Annotated in this window: 16 protein-coding genes and 1 riboswitch; of the genes, 6 read left to right on the top strand and 10 right to left on the bottom strand. The window is 63.7% G+C overall.

Features of this window, described 5'->3' with window-relative positions; all coding sequences use genetic code 11:
- Positions 1-13 precede the first annotated feature (13 nt).
- The 5 genes from parE to AC07VG_RS14315 form a co-directional block, all read right to left on the bottom strand.
- On the bottom strand, positions 14-1,918 hold the full coding sequence (parE, locus tag AC07VG_RS14335) for a DNA topoisomerase IV subunit B (protein ID WP_495021383.1): 1,905 nt from the start codon (positions 1,916-1,918) through the stop codon (positions 14-16).
- 62 nt (positions 1,919-1,980) lie between these two features.
- Positions 1,981-2,589 (bottom strand): YqiA/YcfP family alpha/beta fold hydrolase, encoded by a 609-nt coding sequence (locus AC07VG_RS14330; RefSeq protein ID WP_495001272.1) that lies wholly within the window; start codon positions 2,587-2,589, stop codon positions 1,981-1,983.
- 130 nt (positions 2,590-2,719) lie between these two features.
- Positions 2,720-3,538, bottom strand: a complete 819-nt coding sequence (cpdA, locus tag AC07VG_RS14325) for a 3',5'-cyclic-AMP phosphodiesterase (RefSeq protein ID WP_495001271.1) — start codon at positions 3,536-3,538, stop codon at positions 2,720-2,722.
- Between the two features lie 137 nt (positions 3,539-3,675).
- Positions 3,676-4,128: a DUF1249 domain-containing protein gene (locus AC07VG_RS14320; RefSeq protein WP_248745306.1), complete on the bottom strand. Its 453-nt coding sequence runs from the start codon at positions 4,126-4,128 to the stop codon at positions 3,676-3,678.
- Complete coding sequence (locus AC07VG_RS14315) at positions 4,119-4,736, bottom strand: NUDIX domain-containing protein (protein WP_495001270.1); 618 nt, start codon at positions 4,734-4,736, stop codon at positions 4,119-4,121. Before AC07VG_RS14315 ends, AC07VG_RS14320 begins: the two co-directional genes overlap by 10 nt.
- Positions 4,737-4,943: 207 nt before the next feature.
- Here AC07VG_RS14315 and AC07VG_RS14310 point away from each other — a divergent pair, with 207 nt between their 5' ends.
- The gene (locus tag AC07VG_RS14310) at positions 4,944-5,684 is read left to right on the top strand and encodes an RsiV family protein (RefSeq protein ID WP_495021382.1); all 741 of its coding nucleotides are present in this window, start codon (positions 4,944-4,946) and stop codon (positions 5,682-5,684) included.
- On the opposite strand, the gene cytX is transcribed toward AC07VG_RS14310, so the two are convergent.
- A complete protein-coding gene (cytX, locus tag AC07VG_RS14305; RefSeq protein WP_495001268.1) occupies positions 5,653-6,945 on the bottom strand; it encodes a putative hydroxymethylpyrimidine transporter CytX in 1,293 nt (430 codons plus the stop codon). The two genes, AC07VG_RS14310 and cytX, sit on opposite strands and share 32 nt — an antisense overlap.
- Before the next feature lie 187 nt (positions 6,946-7,132).
- On the bottom strand, positions 7,133-9,022 hold the full coding sequence (gene thiC, locus AC07VG_RS14300; protein WP_495001267.1) for a phosphomethylpyrimidine synthase ThiC: 1,890 nt from the start codon (positions 9,020-9,022) through the stop codon (positions 7,133-7,135).
- 144 nt (positions 9,023-9,166) lie between these two features.
- Positions 9,167-9,272, bottom strand: a riboswitch (TPP riboswitch).
- Between the two features lie 186 nt (positions 9,273-9,458).
- Between thiC and AC07VG_RS14295 the strand changes: the two genes are divergently transcribed.
- Positions 9,459-10,898 (top strand): TolC family outer membrane protein, encoded by a 1,440-nt coding sequence (locus AC07VG_RS14295; protein WP_495001266.1) that lies wholly within the window; start codon positions 9,459-9,461, stop codon positions 10,896-10,898.
- A 130-nt stretch (positions 10,899-11,028) separates the two neighbouring features.
- On the opposite strand, the gene waaA is transcribed toward AC07VG_RS14295, so the two are convergent.
- Both waaA and AC07VG_RS14285 read right to left on the bottom strand, forming a co-directional pair.
- On the bottom strand, positions 11,029-12,312 hold the full coding sequence (gene waaA, locus AC07VG_RS14290; protein WP_495001265.1) for a lipid IV(A) 3-deoxy-D-manno-octulosonic acid transferase: 1,284 nt from the start codon (positions 12,310-12,312) through the stop codon (positions 11,029-11,031).
- 23 nt (positions 12,313-12,335) lie between these two features.
- Complete coding sequence (locus AC07VG_RS14285; RefSeq protein WP_495021443.1) at positions 12,336-13,220, bottom strand: LysR family transcriptional regulator; 885 nt, start codon at positions 13,218-13,220, stop codon at positions 12,336-12,338.
- A 108-nt stretch (positions 13,221-13,328) separates the two neighbouring features.
- Between AC07VG_RS14285 and AC07VG_RS14280 the strand changes: the two genes are divergently transcribed.
- The 4 genes from AC07VG_RS14280 (at position 13,329) to AC07VG_RS14265 (ending at position 16,819) form a co-directional block, all read left to right on the top strand.
- A complete protein-coding gene (locus AC07VG_RS14280) occupies positions 13,329-13,661 on the top strand; it encodes a DMT family transporter (RefSeq protein ID WP_100940484.1) in 333 nt (110 codons plus the stop codon).
- 166 nt (positions 13,662-13,827) lie between these two features.
- A complete protein-coding gene (locus tag AC07VG_RS14275; RefSeq protein ID WP_495021381.1) occupies positions 13,828-15,003 on the top strand; it encodes an NAD(P)/FAD-dependent oxidoreductase in 1,176 nt (391 codons plus the stop codon).
- Positions 15,000-15,812 (top strand): aldo/keto reductase, encoded by an 813-nt coding sequence (locus AC07VG_RS14270; protein ID WP_495001263.1) that lies wholly within the window; start codon positions 15,000-15,002, stop codon positions 15,810-15,812. Before AC07VG_RS14275 ends, AC07VG_RS14270 begins: the two co-directional genes overlap by 4 nt.
- 41 nt (positions 15,813-15,853) lie before the next feature.
- Positions 15,854-16,819, top strand: coding sequence for a metal ABC transporter ATPase (locus tag AC07VG_RS14265; RefSeq protein WP_495001262.1), 966 nt, complete (start codon positions 15,854-15,856; stop codon positions 16,817-16,819).
- 124 nt (positions 16,820-16,943) lie between these two features.
- Here AC07VG_RS14265 and hldE read toward each other — a convergent pair whose 3' ends face one another.
- A complete protein-coding gene (hldE, locus tag AC07VG_RS14260) occupies positions 16,944-18,365 on the bottom strand; it encodes a bifunctional D-glycero-beta-D-manno-heptose-7-phosphate kinase/D-glycero-beta-D-manno-heptose 1-phosphate adenylyltransferase HldE (RefSeq protein WP_495001261.1) in 1,422 nt (473 codons plus the stop codon).
- Between the last annotated feature and the right edge of the window lie 43 nt (positions 18,366-18,408).

The following is an 18,408-nucleotide window of genomic DNA, read 5'->3' as shown; positions in this document are numbered from 1 at the left end:
GGGCAACCGCGCATCAGGTCAGGACCTCGGCCAGGTTGCCCTTGGATTCGAGCCAGGTCTTGCGATCACCGGCGCGTTTCTTCGCCAGCAGCATGTCCATCATTTCCGAGGTGGCCTCGAAATCGTCCAGGGTCAACTGCACCAGGCGCCGGGTGTTCGGGTCCATGGTGGTTTCCCGCAATTGCGGCGGGTTCATCTCGCCCAGGCCCTTGAATCGGGTGACCTGGGGTTTGCCGCGCTTCTTCTCGGCCACCAGGCGATCGAGAATGCCGTCGCGCTCGGCTTCGTCGAGGGCGTAGAAAATCTCCTTGCCCAGGTCGATCCGATACAGCGGTGGCATCGCCACGTAGACGTGACCGGCATCCACCAGCGGGCGGAAATGCTGGACGAACAAGGCGCAGAGCAGGGTTGCGATGTGCAGGCCGTCGGAGTCGGCGTCGGCGAGGATGCAGATCTTGCCGTAGCGCAGCTGGCTGATGTCCGCCGCGCCCGGATCGACGCCAATGGCCACGGCGATATTGTGCACTTCCTGGCTGGCGAGCACTTCGCTGCCGTCGACTTCCCAGGTATTGAGGATCTTCCCGCGCAACGGCAGGATCGCCTGGAACTCCTTGTCCCGCGCCTGCTTGGCCGAACCGCCGGCGGAATCACCTTCCACCAGGAACAGCTCAGCCCGCATCGGGTCCTGCCCGGCGCAGTCGGCCAGCTTGCCCGGTAGCGCCGGCCCTTGGGTAATACGCTTGCGCTCAACCTTCTTGCTCGCCTTCAGGCGCCGGCCGGCGTTGTTGATCGCCAGCTCAGCCAGTTGCATGCCCAGCTCGGGGTTGGCATTGAGCCACAGGCTGAAAGCGTCCTTGACCACCCCGGAAACGAACGCGGCCGCTTCACGGGAAGACAGGCGCTCCTTGGTCTGGCCGGAGAACTGCGGTTCCTGCATCTTCATCGACAGAACAAAGGCAATCCGCTCCCAGACGTCTTCCGGCGCCAGCTTCACGCCACGCGGCAGCAGGCTGCGGAATTCGCAGAACTCACGCATGGCATCGAGCAGGCCCTGGCGCAAGCCATTGACGTGGGTCCCGCCCTGGGCGGTGGGGATCAGGTTGACGTAGCTTTCCTGGACGCTGTCGCCGCCTTCGGGCAACCACAGCAGAGCCCAGTCCACCGCTTCCTTATTACCGGCGAGGCTGCCGCAGAACGGCTCGTCCGGCAGCCGCTCGAATTCACTGACCGCATCCACCAGATAGGAACGCAGGCCGTCTTCGTAATGCCACTCGACCTTCTCGCCGGTGGCCTTGTCCTCGAAGCTGACCAGCAGCCCCGGGCACAATACCGCCTTGGCCTTGAGCACGTGCTTGAGGCGGCTGACGGAGAACTTCGGCGAATCGAAATACTTCGGGTCCGGCGCAAAGTACACGCTGGTGCCGGTGTTGCGCTTGCCGACAGTGCCGATCACTTCCAGCTCGGTAGCCTTGTAGCCATCGGCGAAGGTCATCTGGTATTCGTTGCCATCGCGCTTGACCCGGACCCGCACCTGGGTCGACAAGGCGTTGACCACGGAGATCCCGACGCCGTGCAGGCCGCCGGAGAACTGGTAGTTCTTGTTGGAGAACTTGCCGCCGGCGTGCAGCTTGGTGAGGATCAGTTCGACGCCCGACACGCCCTCTTCCGGGTGAATGTCCACCGGCATGCCGCGACCGTCGTCGGACACTTCCAGGGAATGGTCGGCGTGCAGGATCACCTGCACCGATTTCGCATGCCCGGCCAAGGCTTCATCGACGCTGTTGTCGATGACTTCCTGGGCAAGGTGGTTCGGCCGACTGGTGTCGGTGTACATGCCCGGGCGTTTGCGCACCGGGTCGAGGCCCGAGAGGACTTCGATGGCGTCTGCGTTATAAGAGCTAGCGCTGGGAGTGGCCATGGGGTCTCGTCGTCAGTCGTCTATGAATAGGGGTCATTCTCAAGGCACCGTGCCTCAGGGCATCAGAGCCGCGAAAAATCGATCGCCTGGTATCTATCGGCACCGATGCCGGCAAAGCTGAGCAACGCCGGCAATTGTTCGGCAAAGCCCTGGAAACTATGATCGCCGCCGGCCTGGATACGCAAGGCACAGGCCCGGTAATACTGCTGGGCGGCACGATAATCCAGGGTTTCATCGGCGGTCTGCAGCCAGACCTGGAAACGTTGCGGGTCCTGGGGGGCCGGGACTTCCAGCTCGGCCAGGGCCGTCACATGATCGACGCTCAGGTCCCAGGTCTCGCCGCTGTAGAGGTTCTGTTGGGGACCGAGGTAGCCGTCGAACATCCGGTGCGGCGCCACCGCCGGGTTGACCAGCAACGCCTTCAGGCCATGGCGCTCGGCCAGGCACGTCGCATAGTAGCCGCCGAGCGAGCTGCCGACCAGCAGTGGACGACCGAGTTCGGCAATCGCTGTTTCCAGTTGGAGCATCGCCTGGCGTGGATGATGATGCAAGGCCGGTACCCGCAACTGCGCTTCCAGGCCCAGGCGCTGCATCAGTTGAATCAACTGAGTGGCCTTCTTCGACAGCGGCGAGCTGTTGAAGCCGTGGATATACAGGATCGAACCGGACATGTGATCACTCTCCATTGGCAGGCTCCCGCACACAAGCGCCAGGCACCGCACAGACAAAGACGCGCAGTTTAGCCTGACTCCGGCGCGCTGACTCGCCTTGAGACGTTTCCTACTTGTTAAGCAGAAGTGATCAGTAGCCGGTACCGCCGTAATCGACCTCGAAATCGAAGCCACGGACCCGGGAAACCGCGGTCTCCAACCGTCCGTCCGGATGCAGGCGCAGCCAGCGATAACCTGGAGCCTTGTCGTCGACCTTGAACGCTTCGCTGCCCGGCGCGAACTGCACACAGGTAGAGGGTGACGCCAGCAAGCGCACGCCGTTGCGCTCGCGGTCCAGTTCCTGGTGGATATGCCCCCAGAGCAGCGCGCGAACCTGGGGAAAGCGGTCCAGCACGGCGAACAGCGCCTCGGGGTTACGCAAGCCGATGGGCTCCATCCAGGCACAATCGATGGAAATCGGATGGTGATGGAAACACACCAGATGATGACGCTGCGGTGCTTCGCTCAGCGATTGCGCGAGCAACTGCAGCTGTTCGTCCTGCAGATAGCCCGGTACCGAGCCCGGCACAGCGGAGTCCAGCAGGGTAATCCGCCAGTTGCCGATATCCACCACCGGCTCGAGCAGGTCGCTGTGGTGAGCGGCCTCGGCCATTTCCCGCAACTCGTCGTGATTGCCCGGGAGCCAGCGTGCCGGGGCGCCGATCACCTCGCTCATCTCACGGAACTGCCGATAGGACGCCACTGTTCCGTCCTGGGACAGGTCGCCGGTGGCCAGCAGCAGATCGACGCCGGGCTGTTCCGCCAACACGCAGTCGATGACCCGTTGCAGGCTGTCGCGGGTATTCATGCCCAGCAAGGTAGCGTCCGCCTCGGCAAACAGATGGCTGTCGGACAGTTGCACCAGCAGCACGGCGTCCGCGGGGGTCGACTGAGTGGATACGCTCGGCAAGAGGCTCTCCTGCAAAATACTGAGGGGTCGTTCTGCACGCTTCGGTCAAGAAAGCGCGCCGCAGGCAATTATGGTCGGGGAATCGGTAAAGAGGAAATGGGCGAAACGGACACACTTCACATTTAACCGGATACAACCTAGCGAACCGCCTCGAATTCATGGCCGCAGGCCAGGCAGTGACTCAACCACTCGCCGAGAAAGACATTGAGCTGGGCTTTTTCGTCCGGCTGGTGCATGGCCGAGTTAGGATACGGATAGATACTGCGAAAGCGCCGGGCATGCTCGGCACTGATCACCTCGGCCATGCGCGCGTCGTGGTAGACCTGTACCTGCAACTGCGGCACCGGCAACCACGGCAGGCTGTGCTCCTGACGCACCAGCAAGGTGGTGGTGTAGGGATTATCCTGCAACACCTCCAGCGCCAGCACGCCGAGCATCTGCTCGCCCTGGGTCATGGCAATGCGCCGTGCACGCTGCTGCTCGCGCATCTGCGGCAGCAACCGCATCAGGCGTGCGTAGTTGGCCTCGCAGGCCGCTTGCAGCCCCACCAGGTCAACCCGATAACGTTCGCGCAACAGACTTACGACCATAACCCCCTCACTTCAGCGCGGTTCAATGCCAGCCATTGCAAGGCAATGATCGACGCCGCGTTGGCAATTCGCCCATCGCGCACGGCTTGCAGGGCTTCTTCGAAAGCCCAGACCGTGGCACGGATATCCTCATTTTCTTCTGCCAGCCCGTACAGGCCGCCAGCCCCTTGAGTGTCGCAGCGCCCCAGGTACAAATGCACCAACTCGTTGCTGCCACCCGGCGACGGAAAGTACCGGGAGATCGGCCACAGGGCCGTCAGATTCAGATCAGCTTCCTCCTGTGCCTCGCGGCGGGCAACCTCTTCCGGTTCTTCGTCCTTGTCGATCAGACCGGCGACCAGCTCGATCATCCAGGGATTCTCGGCCTTGCCCATGGCCCCCACCCGGAATTGTTCCAGCAACAGCACTTCATCGCGCCGAGCATCGTAGGGCAGGACACACACCGCATCGTGCCGGACAAAGACTTCACGATTGATCGTATTGCCCATGCCACCATCAAACAGTTCATGGCGCAGGTGCAGCCGATCGAGTCGATAGAAACCCTTGAAGCAGTTCTCCCGCAGGATGATCTCGACCGTGGTCGGGCTGCTCTTGGTGCTGTCCGTCATCATCTTCCCCATTGCGATAGCGGCGAGGCTTTCCCTCGACTTCGCACCATCCTAACGCGCCGAAGTGCCATGATGCAGCCCTTTCCCCTCGCCGGGATAGACGGGCGCCCCTGAAACCTACTCTAATTAGCTTAGTGGCGAACCGAGTACGCCGCTGACAGTCGAAGCACGATCACTTGACCTTTCTTTCGCTGACGAAGGACACCCATGTCGTTTTTTAAAATCGCCGCGCTGACGGTAATAGCCCTGACCCTGGGCGCCTGCCAGAGCCTGTTCCAGCCCAGCCTGAAGGCGCCGCTGAGCGTCAAGAGCGACACCTCCGAACAGATCAAGCCGGGCTGCAACGATCCGGATTGCCCGCTGGTGAACATCGATACCGTGCATTTCCCCGATGAGCCGCAACTGGACGCCGCGGTGGAGCGGACATTGCTGCAAATGGGCCGCACTTCGGCCAACGGACCATTGCCGACCTCGCTCAAGGCCTATCGCGAACAGTTCCTCGCCACTGCCGAAAGCCGCCACAGCAGCTATTTGCAAGCCAAGGTACGCGAGCAGCATGACGGCTTGGTGATCCTCGAGCTCGCCAGCTACCTGGACGACGGCGACGAACACGGCATGCCGGGGCGCGGTTTCCTCACCTGGTCACGCCAGGAGCAGAAGGCCCTGAGCTTGCAGGACATGCTGCTGCCGGGCCAGGAAGAGACGTTCTGGAAGCTGGTCAAGGTGGCCCATAACAACTGGCAGATCAACAACCGGTTGGACCAGGACTTCGTTACATCCTGGCCCTTCCAGAAAACCCCAAACGTCACCCTGGCCAGCGACGGCGTGATCCTCAAGTACAACGTGACGACCATCGCCCCTTACGCCATGGGCCTGATCGAGCTGAACATTCCGTACCAGCGCCTCAACGGCGTGCTCAAGCCCGAGCGGTTCCCCGCCCGAGGCTGAACGCCCGACCGAGCAGCCCTTGCAGCAACCCCGCCAGCAGCAGTGATGGCAGGGTAGCGCCCAGTTCCGGATGGAAGTTGGCCAGCAGGTGGTAGGTCGACACGCCACCCAGCCAGGCCAACAGCGCCGGCCAGCGCAACAGCGACGCGGCACCCGCGGCGCTACGTCCACGCAGGATGAAGTGATCCACCAGCACCACGCCGAACAGCGGCGCGAACACCGAACCGATCAGCAGCAGGAAGTTCTGGTACTGCGCCAACGGTGCGAAGCAGGCGATCAGGGTGCAGAGCACGCCAATGGCCAGGGCCAGGTGTTCGACCTTCCAACGCAGCAGGATGCCGCTGGAGACCGCCGCCGAGTGGATGTCGGCAAAAGCGTTTTCCGACTCGTCGAGCAGAATCAGCAGCAGCGGAATGCCCAGCCCGGCACCGGCCAGGGCCAGCAGCAAGGCATTGGTTTCACCGCTGGGGGCGAACGCCAGGGTGTAGGCCACGCCCAGGCTCATCAGCCAGAAGTTGCCGATCAGAAAGCCCAGCGCCGTACCGCCGAACACGCTTTTCGCGCGTTTGCCGAAGCGTGAGTAATCGGCGATCAGCGGCAGCCAGGACAGCGGCATGGCAATGGCGATATCGAAGCCCACGGCAAACGGCATCGAACCGTCACCGGCCTGCGCCCAGAGTGCCGCCAGGTCGGCCTTGGCAAACAGGTTCCAGGTCAGCCACAGGCAGGCCGCCAACAGCAACCAGATACCCCATTTGCGCAGGATCTTGCGTACGAAGGTCAAAGGACCGCTGACCGCCAGCAAGGTCGCCAGTGCGCCGAACACCAGGGTCCAGAGCAGCGGGTTGGCCAGCAGGCTGCCCGCGCTGAACGCCTGGGCGCCCAACAGGCTGGCCGCATCGCGCATGACGATGATTTCGAACGCGCCCCAACCCACCAGTTGCAGCAGGTTGAGCAGCGCCGGCAGGCTGGCGCCGTACTCGCCGAGACTGAGTTTGAGCGCGGCCATGGAGGACAGGCCGGTGTCGCTGCCGATCACGCCGACCGCGGCCAGCAGCAGGACGCCGACCACGGTGCCGAGGAGGATCGCCAACAACGAGCCGGACAGGCCCAGCCCCGGCGCCAGCAAGGCACCGGTTTGCAGGACCATCAGGCCGATGCCGAGGGAGAACCACAGGGAAAACAGATCGCGCGCGCCGAACACACGCTTGTCGGCGGGGACCGCGAGATCCGGGGAATAGGTGCTACTAGGTGTGCTCAAGGGAGGGGGATCTCGAAGATAGTGTTTATGCCGTGAATGCGCTGGCGCCTGCCAGGGCCTCTTCGCGGGCAAGCTCCGCTCCCACAAGTCCTCAGTCGTGCACAAACTCAGGCTCGACTCAAGTCCTGTGGGAGCGGAGCTTGCCCGCGAAAGGGCCCTTACAGGCACCCTATTACTTCAGATCGCGTCAAACCTTCTGGTACAACTGGCTGCCTTCGCGCTTGAAGCGCTCGGCCTGTTCCGCCATGCCCTGCGCGGCCTCCACATCGACCGCTTCGATACGCTGGTTGGCCGCGTATTCACGGACTTCCTGGGTGATCTTCATCGAACAGAACTTCGGCCCGCACATCGAGCAGAAGTGCGCGACCTTGGCCGAATCCTTCGGCAGGGTCTCGTCGTGATAGGCCCGTGCGGTATCCGGGTCCAGGCCGAGGTTGAACTGGTCTTCCCAGCGGAACTCGAAACGCGCCTTGCTCAAGGCGTTGTCACGGATCTGCGCGCCCGGGTGGCCCTTGGCAAGGTCGGCGGCATGAGCGGCGATCTTGTAGGTGATGATCCCGGTCTTCACGTCATCCTTGTTCGGCAGGCCCAGGTGCTCCTTGGGCGTGACGTAGCAGAGCATGGCGCAACCGAACCAGCCGATCATCGCCGCGCCGATGCCGGAGGTGATGTGGTCATAGCCCGGTGCGATGTCGGTGGTCAGCGGGCCGAGGGTATAGAACGGCGCCTCGTCGCAGCACTCCAGCTGCTTGTCCATGTTCTCCTTGATCAACTGCATCGGCACATGCCCCGGGCCTTCGATCATGCACTGCACGTCGTGCTTCCAGGCAATCTTGGTCAACTCGCCGAGGGTCTCCAGTTCACCGAACTGCGCTTCGTCGTTGGCGTCGGCAATCGAGCCCGGACGCAGGCCGTCGCCCAGCGAGAAGCTGACGTCGTAGGCCTTCATGATTTCGCAGATTTCGTCGAAATGGGTGTAGAGGAAGTTTTCCTTGTGATGCGCCAGGCACCACTTGGCCATGATCGAGCCGCCACGGGAAACGATCCCGGTAACGCGCTTGGCGGTCATCGGTACATAGCGCAGCAGCACACCGGCGTGGATAGTGAAGTAGTCGACGCCCTGCTCGGCCTGTTCGATCAGGGTGTCGCGGAACAGCTCCCAGGTCAGATCCTCGGCCACGCCGTTGACCTTCTCCAGCGCTTGGTAGATCGGCACGGTACCGATCGGCACCGGCGAGTTGCGGATGATCCACTCGCGGGTTTCATGGATGTGCTTGCCGGTGGACAGGTCCATGACCGTGTCCGAACCCCAGCGGATGCCCCAGGTCAGCTTGGCCACTTCTTCCTCGATGGAAGAACCCAGGGCGCTGTTGCCGATATTGCCGTTGATCTTCACCAGGAAGTTGCGGCCGATGATCATCGGCTCCAGCTCCACGTGGTTGATGTTGGCCGGAATGATCGCGCGACCGCGGGCGATTTCCTCGCGGACGAATTCGGCGGTGATCTGTTTCGGGATGCTCGCGCCAAAGCTGTGGCCCGGGTGCTGCTGCTTGAGCAGGCCGGCGGCACGGGCCTCCTCCAGCTTGAGGTTCTCGCGGATGGCGACGTATTCCATCTCGGCGGTGATGATGCCCTGGCGCGCGTAGTGCATCTGGCTGACGTTGGCACCGGCCTTGGCCCGACGCGGGTTGTGCACATGGGCGAAACGCAGCTTGGTCAGTTCAGGGTCGGCCAGGCGCTGCTGGCCGAAGTTCGAGCTCAGCCCGGTCAGGCGCTCGGTGTCGCCACGGCTGTCGATCCACGCCGAGCGCACATCGCCCAGGCCCTTGCGCACATCGATGGTCACGTTCGGGTCGGTGTAGGGGCCGGAGGTGTCGTAGACCAGCACCGGGGCGTTGATCTCGCCGCCGAAATCGGTCGGGGTCACATCCAGGCTGATTTCGCGCATCGGCACGCGGATATCCGGGCGCGAGCCCTGCACGTAGATTTTCTGCGAACGGGTAAAAGGCTGTACCGATTGCTCATCGACCTTGGCTGAATCGCTGAGGTTGGCGGCATCTTTTGATTTTGTACTCATCACGGCTCTCCAGACGGTATCCAGGGGATTGTCGGGACGAACCTGAAGGTACGGACGCACCAGAACGGGTGCTGTGCTCGGTCCTGCAGAACGCTGTTCGATTGTCGAACAACATCCCGGACGGAGCACAAGAGGACTCGCCGGGGGACGAGAAATCTTGTTCCCTACGCAGGCGCTAACCTGATCAGGTTCAACGGGATCCGGAATTATCCGATCTCAGCCTCATAGCAAGGCACCCCGACAAGAACCAGCCGAGTGTAGAGAAGACTGCGACATAATGCCATCTCCCCCTGATTCGTCTGGATAAATGGCAGATATACCGGATTGTTGCCGCCCCGCCCCGGCACTACACTCGCTACGTCTTGACGCTGGGCAAGCCGGGCAGTAGCCTCGGTCATCGCATTACCACCGTAATATTTACTCTAGGAACTGTCTCATGCTGCGCAAATTTTCACTGGCCCTGGCCGTGTCTTGTGCGACCAACGGATGGGTCTGGGCAGCTGAAACGCCCCTGACGGCCAAGACCGACCTGGTCAGCGTGTACCAGGAGGCCGTGGGCAATAACGCCGACCTGGCCGCCGCCCGCGCCGACTACGACGCACGCAAGGAAATAGTGCCCCAGGCCCGCGCCGGCCTGCTGCCGAACCTGTCGGCCGGTGCCGATGTGAACAACGTCCACACCTCCATCGACCAACCGTCGACCAGCCTGAACCGCAGCGCCACCACCTACCAGGCGACCCTGGCCCAGCCGCTGTTCCGTGCCGACCGCTGGTTCCAGTACCAGGCTGCCAAGGACGTCAACGAACAGGCCGCCCTGCAACTCTCGGCGACCGAGCAGAACCTGATCCTGCAAAGCGCCGAAAGCTACTTCGCGGTGCTGCGCGCCCAGGACACCCTGGCTTCGACCAAGGCCGAGGAAGCGGCGTTCAAGCGCCAGCTCGACCAGTCCAACGAGCGCTTCGACGTCGGCCTGTCGGACAAGACCGACGTGCTGCAATCCCAGGCCAGCTATGACACCGCTCGGGCCAACCGGATCGTTGCCCAGCGCGCGGTGGCGGACGCCTTCGAAGCCCTGATCACCCTGACCAACCGTCAGTACAACTCGATCCAGGGCATCGTCCACACCTTGCCGGTGCTGGCGCCGACCCCGAATGATGCCAAGGCCTGGGTCGACACCGCGGCCCGACAGAACCTCAACCTGCTGGCGAGCAACTATGCCGTCAGCGCCGCCGAGGAAACCCTCAAACAGCGCAAGGCCGGCCATGCCCCGACCCTTGATGCGGTGGCCAAGTACGAGGCCGGCGACAACGACGGTTTCGGCCTGAGCAACCCCAACGCGCTGAACCAGAACTATGCCGGCCCCGTGAAGCAGACCACGATCGGCCTGCAATTGACTGTCCCGCTCTACAGCGGTGGCCTGACCAGCTCGCAGGTGCGTGAATCCTATTCGCGCCTGAGCCAGACCGAACAGCAGCGTGAAGCCCTGCGCCGCCAGGTGGTGGAAAATACCCGCAACCTGCATCGCGCGGTGAACACCGATGTGGAACAGGTGCAGGCACGCAAACAGTCGATCATCTCCAACCAGAGTGCGTTGGAAGCGACCGAAATCGGTTATCAGGTGGGCACGCGCAATATCGTCGATGTGCTCGATGCCCAGCGCCAGCTGTACACCTCGGTGCGCGACTACAACAACACCCGCTATGACTACATTCTCGACAACCTGCGCCTGAAGCAGGCAGCGGGCACCTTGAACCCGGGCGACCTGAGCGACCTGCAGCGCTATCTGAAGGCCGACTACAACCCGGACAAGGACTTCCTCCCGCCGGATCTGGCGAAGGCCGCGGCGGCCAATCTCAAGGGCAGTCCGAAGTATTGATGGAGACCTTGAGAACGCCACGAAACCCTGTAGGAGCCAGCTTGCTGGCGATGAGGGCCTTGAGCCCCACGCCGTCCAAACCGACGCCATCGTCGGCAAGCCGGCTCCTACAAGGATCGCGTCGACGGGACTAACGCGACAGCGACAGCAAGCGCCCCAACCCATCCAGCAGGCGCTGCAATGCGCCCTGGTTGGCCTTCATCACCTTCAGCCCCGCCTCGCCCATCTTCTGCGCATCGCGCGGCAATTCGAACAGACGCTGTACCGCCACGGCCAGCCCTTCGGCATCCTCGACTTCCTGCAACGCCCCCGCCTCGCGCATCAACGCGGCGATCTCGAGGAAGTTGAACAGGTGCGGCCCGCTCAACACCGGCTTGCACAGCGCCGCCGGCTCCAGCAGGTTATGCCCGCCGTTGGGGACCAGGCTGCCGCCGACAAACGCGCTGTCGGCCAGGGCGTAGAGAAACAACAGTTCACCCATGGTGTCACCGAGCAGCACCGCGGTTTGCGCACTGACCGGTTCGCCACTGGAGCGCCGTACCGTCGAAAAGCCCTGCTCCTGGCACAGGGCGAACACACTGTCGAAACGCTCCGGATGACGCGGCACCAGAATCAACAGGGCGTTCGGATAGCTGTCCAGCAATTGCCGATGGGCCGCCAGCACCACCGCGTCCTCCCCCTCATGGGTACTCGCGGCGATCCACACCGGCCGCTCCTGTGCCTGCCATTGCCCACGCAACTCGGCGGCGCGCACCAGCAGTTGCGGGTCGATGCTCAAGTCGAACTTGATCGAACCCGTCACCTCGACACATTCAGGCCGCGCGCCCAACTGCCGGAAACGCTCGGCTTCGGCTTCGGTCTGCACCGCGATCAGGCTCATTTCTTCCAGCATCGGCCGGGTCAAGCGAGCGAAGCGCCCATACCCCCTGGCCGAACGCGCCGACAACCGCGCATTGGCCAACGCCACCGGAATCCCGCGCTTGGCGCACTGATGGATATGGTTGGGCCACAGCTCGGTTTCCATGATCACCGCCAGCTTCGGCCGGGCCACATTGAGAAACCGCGCCGCCGCCCACGGCAAGTCGTAAGGCAGGTAGCAATGCTGGATCCGCGGCTCGTCGGCGAATAGCGCCTTGATCCGCTCGGAACCGGTGGGCGTCATGCAGGTCACCGTGATCGGCAACTGTGGATACTTCGCCAGCAACGCGCGGATCATCGGCGCGGCGGCAATGCTCTCGCCGACCGACACCGCGTGCACCCAGATCCCCTCCGGGCGCAGTGTCGGCAGGCCACTGGCAAAGCGCTCGCCGACACGCCGGGCATAAGCCGGGGCCTTGCGCGCCCGCAGCCATAGACGCAACGCCACCAGCGGCAGCCCCAAATGAAACAAAAAGCTGTAGAGAGTTCTATTCATGGCGAGGGAGTTTATCGGCTTTTTCAACCAATCGCCTGCAAGTGCTCGGCAAACCGTTCGGCCAACCAGCGCGCCGCCGGCCCCAGGGGTTCGTCACGGCGCCAGACCAGCTCCACCACCAGCGCCGGCGGCGTCCATTCGCTACGCAGCTCGACCATCTGGTTCTGGTACGCCGGGTATTGCACCACATGACGCGGCAACCAGGCCCAACCCAGACCACGCATCAGCAGTTCGGCCATCACGTAGAAGGAGTCCGCCCGCCAGACTTGCGGGCTGAGCGGCTCGCCGCCGGGATAACCGCTCTGTTGCGGGGCGATGAGCAATTGCCGATGCTGGGCCAGTTGCCGGCGGTTGACCTGTCGCTGCGCCGCCAGCGGATGATTGACTGCGCACACCGTGACCATTTCGACACTGCCCAGCACGCGCCGCTCCAGGGTCTGCGGCATCTGCTCGTGGTGGAACAGCAGGCCCAGGTCCGCACGGCGCTCCACCAGCTTGCGCGCGACATCACCCTGGGCGCCGCTGGCCAGTTGCACCTCGACACTGGGGTAATGCTCAGACAGTGCCTCCAGGCTGTCGAGTACCGGCTGGTAGGGCATGGCCTCATCCTGGGCCAGGCGCAAACAGGCCTCCTGCCCGCGCATCAAGGCCAACGCCCGGCCATTGAGGCGATCGCACTGGCGCAGCACTTCCCGCGCCTCTTCCAGCAAGGCGGCGCCGGCCTCGGTCAACTTCGGCTGGCGACCGCTGCTACGCTCGAACAGCGTCACCCCCAGGTCGGTTTCCAACAGGGCGATCGCATTGCTGACCGCCGACTGCGCCTTGCGCTGTTCACGGGCCACGGCGGAAAACGAACGCTGCTCGGCGACACCGACAAACAGGCGCATCTGCTCCAGGTTCCACTGAATACTCATGAACAACCCATCTTCTTTTCAGATAGGTAATGACTTTACCCCATCTGTCGACTCTCTAGAATGCCAACCTTATCAGCAGGCCCCAACACGAGAGATTGCCCCATGCACGCTTACTACTACCTGGCCATTGCCATCTGCGCCGAAGTCATCGCCACCGTTTCCATGAAAGCGGTCAAGGGCCTGAGCACGCCGCTCCCCCTGCTGCTGATCATCGTCGGTTATGCCATTGCGTTCTGGATGCTGACCCTGGTGGTGCGCACGGTGCCGGTGGGCGTCGCCTACGCGGTCTGGGCCGGGATGGGGATCGTGATGGTCAGCGTCGCGGCGCTGTTTCTCTACGGCCAGAAGCTGGATATCCCGGCCATGCTCGGCATGGGCCTGATCGTGCTCGGGGTGGTGGTGATCCAGCTGTTCTCGAAGACCGCCGGGCACTAGGGCCCCCGTGACGCGCGGGCAAATTCCCATTGTAGGAGCGTCGACCGGCTGCTCCTACACAAACCCGCGCACCACCGGAATACCCCCCAAGAGCGCGATCGACAGCCAACCGCCCTGTCATGAGCCTGTATACTGCGAGCCTTGTCTTGAACACCGAGGTTGTCGCATGCCATCCGCTCTCTCCACCGATGTCCTGATTGTCGGCGCCGGCGTTGCCGGTCTCTGGCTCAACGCGCGCCTGCGCCGCCAGGGCTTTTCGACGGTCCTGGTGGAAAGCGCCAGCCTCGGCGGCGGACAGAGCGTCAAGTCCCAGGGCATCATCCACGGCGGCGCCAAGTACGCCCTGCACGGGGCCCTGAGCGGCGCCTCGGAAGCCATCGCCGATATGCCGCGGCGCTGGCGCGAAGCCCTGGCCGGCAACGGCGAGCTCGACCTGACGGGCGTGCGCCTGCTGTCCGAAGCCCATTATCTCTGGTCCCCCGGCACCCTGGCCGGCAACCTCACCAGCTTCTTCGCCAGCAAGGCGGTGCGCGGCCGGGTCGACCAGGTCAAGGGCGAACAACTGCCGCCCGCCCTGCAAGACCCGCGCTTCAAGGGCAAGGTCTATCGCCTGGCCGAACTGGTGATCGATGTGCCGAGCCTGATCACCCGCCTGGCCGAACTGGCCGGTAACGGCTTGCTCGCCGGCCACACTATCGAACCGCTGCTGGACAACGAGCAATTGGTCGGCCTGCGGGTCGACGGACGGAATATCCATGCCCAGCGCATCGTGCTCAGCGCCGGCGCCGGCAACGCCGCGTTGCTCAAGGCCCTGGGCCTGAGTCAGCCGGCCATGCAGACGCGACCCTTGCACATGGTGCTGGTCAAAGGCCCGAGCCTGAAGCCGCTGTACGCCCATTGCCTGGGCGGCGGGCCCAAGCCGCGCATTACCGTGACCACCCATCCGGCGGCCGATGGCCAATGGGTCTGGTACCTCGGCGGTGATATCGCCGAGGCCGAAGGCGTCGCCCGCGAGCCTGCCGCGCAAATCGCCAGCGCACAGAAGGAGCTGGGCAACCTGCTGCCCTGGGTCGACCTCAGCCAGGCACAATGGGCCACCTTGCGGGTGGAGCGCGCCGAGCCGCTGCAATCGGGCCTGACCCGTCCGGACAATGCCTTCCTCGCCGAGCAGGATCGCCTGCTGGTGGGCTGGCCGACCAAGCTGGCCCTGGCGCCGGACTTCGCCGATCGCGTGTTCAAGAGCCTGGAGCGCGACGGTATTCGCCCGGGCCCGGCAACCACCTTGCCCGAACTGCCGAAACCGACCATGGGGCAAACCCCTTGGGAGCAACTGCTGCCATGAGCCAGCCGACCCTGCACGACCTGCATCGGGCCCTGGGCGGTACCGGCCTGCGGGTGTCGCCCCTGGGCCTGGGCACCGTCAAGCTCGGCCGCGACCAGGGGGTCAAATACCCCAACGGCTTCCAGATTCCCGACGATCAGCAAGCCCGCCAGTTGCTCCAGCTGACCCGCGACCTGGGCATCAACCTGATCGACACCGCGCCGGCCTATGGCCGCAGCGAAGAACGCCTTGGCCCGCTGCTACGCGGCCAACGCCAGGAGTGGGTGATCGTCAGCAAGGTCGGCGAAGAGTTCGAAGCCGGCCAATCGAGCCATGATTTCAGTGCCGCCCACACGCGCTTTTCCGTGGAGCGCAGCCTGCAACGCCTGGAAACCGACTTTATCGACCTGGTGCTGGTGCACTCCGACGGCAACGATCTGGCAATCCTCGAACACAGCGATGTCTACCAGACCCTTGCGGCCTTGAAACGCGAAGGCAAGATCCGTGCTTTCGGTTTTTCCGGCAAAACCGTCGAAGGTGGGCTGAAGGCTCTGGAACAAGGTGATTGCGCGATGATCACCTACAATCTGAACGAACAGGGCGAGAAGCCGGTCATCGACTATGCTGCCAGCCACGGCAAGGCGATCCTGGTGAAAAAGGCCCTGGCCAGCGGCCACGCCTGCCTGGCCCCGGATATCGACCCGGTGCGGGCCAGCTTCGAACTGCTATTTGCACAGCCCGGCGTTGCCAGTGCTATTGTCGGCACCATCAACCCGCGGCACCTCGCCGACAATGTGGCGACGGTGGCCCGGGTCATTCGCCAAAACTGATGCCGCCCAGGCGGCCGACCCCGACGCAAGAAGGAGCCGAGATGCCGCGGACGCTAATACGCAAGAACCCCAGCGACTTCAAGACCCTGCCGTTACTCGTCGAGGCGACACCCGAAGGCTTGTGCTACCAGAGCGTCGGGATGCCGTTGAACTTTGCGCAAACCTTGCACAAGCGCAAACCGGTCACGGTGGCCAACCCCGAGCGCTTCGCCCTGGAACTGGCCAATCTCGGCGTCTCTGTGCGGCTGACCCTGCACTGGCACAATCGCGATTACTGGGTGCTGGTCCGCCAGCGGCGCCAGGATCGCGGCGATGTGGTGCTCAAACTGATTTCCGGCTATGTCCCGGCCCATGAACTGGCCATCCCGCTGCTCACCGCGATTGCCGAAATCGCCGAGGAGTGCCTGCTGGAAACCCCGGAAGGCTGGCTCGGTGGCCGCTTCAACGACACCTGGTTGCCGACGCCCTACTCGGCGGCCCTGCATTACCGCGAGGCCCTGCCCTTTCGCTTGACGCCCTTGTCCGGAGCGGCGCGGCCGGTACGCTGCGGTGCCCAGCAACTGATGGAGCGACCGCGGACCTACGTGCACCTGCCCACGGCGTCATTGCAACTGATCTATGACCTGCGCCTGGACGTCCCGCGCGAGGCCAAGTCCCTGAGCCTGTTCCATGTCGACGAGCGCCTGGAAAACGATCAACTGGTGGCTCGCCTGGACCGCGGCCGACCCGACCTGTACCTGATGCCGCTCAAGGACGGGCAGCCCTGCGCCGAGCTTTACACGCTGAAAAAGGATCAACTGCATCCGGCCAGTACCCGTGGCCTGTACCTGGCGGAAAGCTTTGCCCGACAGGAAGGCTGGGTGGTGCGCGAGGAGCGGATTCGCTGGAAGGACTGGGTCCGCCAGCAAGGGCTGGGCGAGCCTGAGAAAGAATCGAAGATCAAGCGCCTGACCGGCAAGGCACGGCAGATCCTGCGCAAGATCGTGCCGCTGAAAACCGGGCGCTGACAGGGAGGAATGTACGCCATCCCTGTGGGAGCCGGCTTGCCGGCGATGGCGACCGTATAGTCACCACAAGGCTCAAGGGCCTCATCGCCGGCAAGCCGGCTCCCACACACGGGCCTGGCGCTTATCAGTTGCTCCGGATCTTCTCGACAATCGCCGTGGTCGAGCTGTTTTCCACCAGCCCCAGCACTTTCACCGTACCGCCATAGGCCGTCACGATGGAGGCGCCGACCACTTGGTCGATCCCGTAATCCCCACCCTTGACCAACACATCCGGCTTGACCTGGGCCAGCAGGTTTTCCGGCGTACCCTCAGGGAAGCTGATAACCCAGTCCACCGCACCCAGGCCGGCCAGTACGGCCATGCGCCGATCAACGCTGTTGATCGGACGGCCGGGACCCTTGAGGCGGCTCACCGAGGCGTCGTCGTTGACCGCGACGATCAAACGATCGCCCTGGGCCCGCGCCTGCTCCAGGTAGGTCACGTGACCGGCATGGAGGATGTCGAAGCAGCCATTGGTGAACACGATCGTTTCGTTGTGCGCCCGGGCATCGTCGACCGCCAGCAGCAATTGCTCAAGGCCCAGCACACCGCGCTCGGAACCTTCCTCGCGCTGGATCGCCCGGCGCAGTTCAGGCGCGCTGATGGCCGCCGTACCGAGTTTGCCGACGACGATGCCGGCGGCGAGGTTGGCCAAGGCCACCGCGTGGGGCAGTTCTTCGCCCGCGGCAATGGCCGCTGCCAGGGTCGAGATCACCGTATCGCCGGCACCGGTCACATCGAACACTTCGCGGGCCCGGGCCGGCAGGTGCAGCGCCGGATGATCGGGGCGCAGCAGGGTCATGCCATGCTCGCCACGGGTCACCAGCAAGGCACCGAGGTCCAGGTCCTGCATCAACTGGGCGCCCTTGGTCACCAGCTCATGCTCATCGGCGCAACCGCCGACAATGGTTTCGAATTCGCTGAGGTTCGGCGTGATCAGGCTCGCGCCACGGTAGATCGAAAAGTCCTTGCCCTTGGGGTCGGCCAGCACGGGGATACCCCGTGCCCGGGCGGCCTGGATCAGGGCTTGGTGATTCTTCAAGGCGCCTTTGCCGTAATCGGACAGCACCAACACCTTGACCCCTTCGAGCAAACCGTCGACTTCAGCCCCGAGGGCCAGGGCATCGGTGGCGAAGGGTTCTTCAAAGTCGATCCGCAGCAACTGCTGGTGACGGCTCATGACCCGCAGCTTGACGATGGTCGGCTGGTGCGCAATGCGCTGGAACAGGGCCCGGACCCCGGCGCCCTCGAGGCTGTTGGCCAGGCTGTCGGCCGCCTCGTCGTCACCAGTGACCCCCACCAGCGATGCCGGGGCACCCAGGGCGGCGATGTTCAGGGCAACGTTGGCGGCGCCGCCGGGGCGATCTTCAATGTGCTCGACCTTGACCACCGGTACCGGGGCCTCAGGAGAAATCCGTGAGGTACCACCATGCCAGTAACGGTCGAGCATGACATCGCCGACCACCAAGACAGGGGCTTGATCGAATCGCGGCATGGACAACTTCATGGAGCAACCCACATAAAAAATGAACAGGGGCGCGATATTAACA

It is taken from the genome of Pseudomonas sp. GW821-FHT03C07, assembly GCF_059420925.1.
The sequence above is the reverse complement of the archived record's forward strand: the minus strand, read 5'-3'. Positions and strand labels throughout refer to the sequence as shown.

What these genes read in the sequence shown, in the direction of transcription:
- parE (WP_495021383.1), bottom strand. Translation starts at nt 1,918, where the DNA reads ATGGCCACTCCCAGCGCTAGCTCTTATAACGCAGACGCCATCGAAGTC.
- AC07VG_RS14330 (WP_495001272.1), bottom strand. Translation starts at nt 2,589, where the DNA reads ATGTCCGGTTCGATCCTGTATATCCACGGCTTCAACAGCTCGCCGCTG.
- AC07VG_RS14320 (WP_248745306.1), bottom strand. Translation starts at nt 4,128, where the DNA reads ATGGTCGTAAGTCTGTTGCGCGAACGTTATCGGGTTGACCTGGTGGGG.
- AC07VG_RS14315 (WP_495001270.1), bottom strand. Translation starts at nt 4,736, where the DNA reads ATGACGGACAGCACCAAGAGCAGCCCGACCACGGTCGAGATCATCCTG.
- AC07VG_RS14310 (WP_495021382.1), top strand. Translation starts at nt 4,944, where the DNA reads ATGTCGTTTTTTAAAATCGCCGCGCTGACGGTAATAGCCCTGACCCTG.
- thiC (WP_495001267.1), bottom strand. Translation starts at nt 9,022, where the DNA reads ATGAGTACAAAATCAAAAGATGCCGCCAACCTCAGCGATTCAGCCAAG.
- AC07VG_RS14295 (WP_495001266.1), top strand. Translation starts at nt 9,459, where the DNA reads ATGCTGCGCAAATTTTCACTGGCCCTGGCCGTGTCTTGTGCGACCAAC.
- waaA (WP_495001265.1), bottom strand. Translation starts at nt 12,312, where the DNA reads ATGAATAGAACTCTCTACAGCTTTTTGTTTCATTTGGGGCTGCCGCTG.
- AC07VG_RS14280 (WP_100940484.1), top strand. Translation starts at nt 13,329, where the DNA reads ATGCACGCTTACTACTACCTGGCCATTGCCATCTGCGCCGAAGTCATC.
- AC07VG_RS14275 (WP_495021381.1), top strand. Translation starts at nt 13,828, where the DNA reads ATGCCATCCGCTCTCTCCACCGATGTCCTGATTGTCGGCGCCGGCGTT.
- AC07VG_RS14270 (WP_495001263.1), top strand. Translation starts at nt 15,000, where the DNA reads ATGAGCCAGCCGACCCTGCACGACCTGCATCGGGCCCTGGGCGGTACC.
- AC07VG_RS14265 (WP_495001262.1), top strand. Translation starts at nt 15,854, where the DNA reads ATGCCGCGGACGCTAATACGCAAGAACCCCAGCGACTTCAAGACCCTG.
- hldE (WP_495001261.1), bottom strand. Translation starts at nt 18,365, where the DNA reads ATGAAGTTGTCCATGCCGCGATTCGATCAAGCCCCTGTCTTGGTGGTC.